This window comes from Kitasatospora sp. NPDC007106, assembly GCF_040634455.1.
Taxonomy (GTDB): Bacteria; Actinomycetota; Actinomycetes; order Streptomycetales; family Streptomycetaceae; genus Kitasatospora; species Kitasatospora arboriphila.
On the sequence record NZ_JBEYFP010000933.1, the window covers coordinates 1 to 2,156 of the forward strand.

The 2,156-nt window shown below is 74.4% G+C and carries 3 protein-coding genes; all 3 read left to right on the forward strand.

Features of this window, described 5'->3' with window-relative positions; all coding sequences use genetic code 11:
- Positions 1 to 582 (forward strand): glycoside hydrolase family 15 protein (locus ABZ641_RS34170; RefSeq protein ID WP_359988214.1); only part of this gene is annotated, 582 nt, incomplete at its 5' end.
- 115 nt (positions 583 to 697) lie between these two features.
- On the forward strand, positions 698 to 1,093 hold the full coding sequence (locus ABZ641_RS34175) for an SsgA family sporulation/cell division regulator (protein ID WP_359988216.1): 396 nt from the start codon (positions 698 to 700) through the stop codon (positions 1,091 to 1,093).
- A gap of 91 nt (positions 1,094 to 1,184) precedes the next feature.
- The gene (locus ABZ641_RS34180; RefSeq protein ID WP_359988218.1) at positions 1,185 to 2,141 is read left to right on the forward strand and encodes a TIGR03557 family F420-dependent LLM class oxidoreductase; all 957 of its coding nucleotides are present in this window, start codon (positions 1,185 to 1,187) and stop codon (positions 2,139 to 2,141) included.
- Positions 2,142 to 2,156 lie beyond the last annotated feature (15 nt).

Consider the following 2,156-nt stretch of genomic DNA (forward strand, 5'->3'; position numbering starts at 1 on the left):
CCGGCGACCTGCACCTGCGCTGGACCGGCGCCCCCGGTGCCCGGCCCGCCGGCCCGGACGGCACCGCCCTCACCGCCGCGGTACGCCTGGACGCCGGCGCCCACCACGACCTGGTGCTGGAGGTCTCCGACCGGCCGCTGCCGCCGCCGGACCCGGCCGACGTGCTCTGGCGCGGCACCGAGGAGTCCTGGGCCGACTGCGTCCCCGACCTGCCGCACGTCCTCGGACGCCGCGACGCCCGGCACGCCGTCGCCGTGCTGCGCGGCCACCCTGCGGGCCGTCCGCGCCGACCTCGTCCAGGACCACTACCTCTACCGGTTCCGCCACGACCGCCGCCCGCTGGAGGAGGCGGAGGGCGCCTTCCTGCTGTGCGGCTTCGTGCTCGCCCTCGCCGAGCACCAGCAGGGCGACGCGGTGGAGGCCGTGCGCTGGTTCGAACGCAACCGCGCCGCCTGCGGGCCCGCCGGGCTGTACGCCGAGGAGTTCGACGTCGCCCAGCGCCAGCTGCGCGGCAACCTGCCGCAGGCCTTCGTCCACGCGCTGCTGCTGGAGGCCTCCGTCCGCCTCGCACAACCCGCCTGACGGTGCATCATTCACCGGATCCGCACATCCCGGGCCGTGTGGCCGGCCGGCCTGCGGGCAGACGCGGGGCCCACCACGGTGCGCTGCGCCGGCCCGGCGAAGGGACTTGCCACAGATGGAAGGCGTCACCGCCCGCATGCCCATGCGGCTGATCACCGGGGCCGACTCGGTCCACGACCTGAGCGTCGTCTGCCACTACCGCACCGACGACCCCTACGCCGTCCACCTGGACTTCCACGGCTTCGACCCCGAGGCCACCTGGGTCGTCGCCCGCGACCTGCTGCTCGCCGGGCTCCGCGGACCGGCCGGCGACGGCGACGTCCGCGTCGAACCCTGCTGCGACACCGACGTGTTCATCGCGCTGGGCCGGCAGGCCGACGTGGCCCTGCTGCACACCCCGGTGGGCCACCTGACCCGCTTCCTCGCCGTCACCACCGAACTGGTGCCGGTCGGCTCGGAGGCCGCCCGGCTCGACTGGGACGGCTGCATCACGGCGCTGCTCTCCGCCTGAGTCCGCAGGGACGGCGGGGCGAGGTGTCCCCGGCGCCGCCCCGGGTAGCCGCCGCACGGTAGGGGGCCGCCACAGAGAGGACCGGCACGCCATGACCGAGTACGGCTACTTCCTGTCCTGCGAGGAGTTCACGCCCGCCGAACTGATCGACCAGGCCCGGCGCGCGCAGCGGGCCGGATTCACCCGGCTGGCGATCTCCGACCACTTCCACCCGTGGAACGACGCCCAGGGCAACAGCCCGTTCGTCTGGTCGATGATCGGCGCACTGTCGCAGGCCGTGGACCTGCCGGTCACCACCCTGGTGACCTGCCCGACCGTCCGGCTGCACCCGGCCGTCACCGCGCAGGCCGCGGCCACCTCCAGCGTGCTGCTGGGCGGACGGTTCACCCTCGGCGTCGGCACCGGCGAGGCACTGAACGAGCACGTCCTCGGCGACCGCTGGCCGTCCTTCGACGACCGCGCCGCCATGCTGGAGGAGGCCGTCGAGGTGATGCGCGCGCTCTTCACCGGCCGCCAGGTCAGCCACCGCGGCCGCCACTACACGGTCGACAACGCCCGGCTCTACACCCCGCCCGACGGACCGCTGCCGGTGTACGTCTCCGGCTTCGGGCCGAACGCCGCCGAACTGGCCGGCCGGATCGGCGACGGCTTCGTCACCATGACCCCGGACGCCGACCTGGTCGCCGCCTTCCGCGAGGGCGGCGGCGCGGGAAAACCCGTCGTCGGCGGGGTGAAGGTCTGCTGGAGCAGCAACCGCGAGAAGGCCGTCGACACCGTCCACCGGCTCTGGCCCACCGAACTGCTGCCCGGCGAACTCGCCCAGCTGCTGCCCACCCCCGCGCACTTCGAGCAGGCCGGTGAACTCGTCACCCGCGACATGATCGACGACGCGGTGACCTGCGGCGACGACGCCCAGCAGCACATCGACACGGTGCGCGGCTACGCCCGCGCCGGCTTCGACGAGGTGTACGTCGGCCAGGTGGGCCCCGACCAGGAGGTCTTCTTCGACGCCTATCGCGAACTCGTGCTGCCCGCCCTGCGCTCCTGACCGCAGCCCGCGGCC

Coding starts and splice junctions, on each gene's coding strand:
- ABZ641_RS34180 (WP_359988218.1), top strand. CDS start 1,185: ATGACCGAGTACGGCTACTTCCTGTCCTGCGAGGAGTTCACGCCCGCC.
- ABZ641_RS34175 (WP_359988216.1), top strand. CDS start 698: ATGGAAGGCGTCACCGCCCGCATGCCCATGCGGCTGATCACCGGGGCC.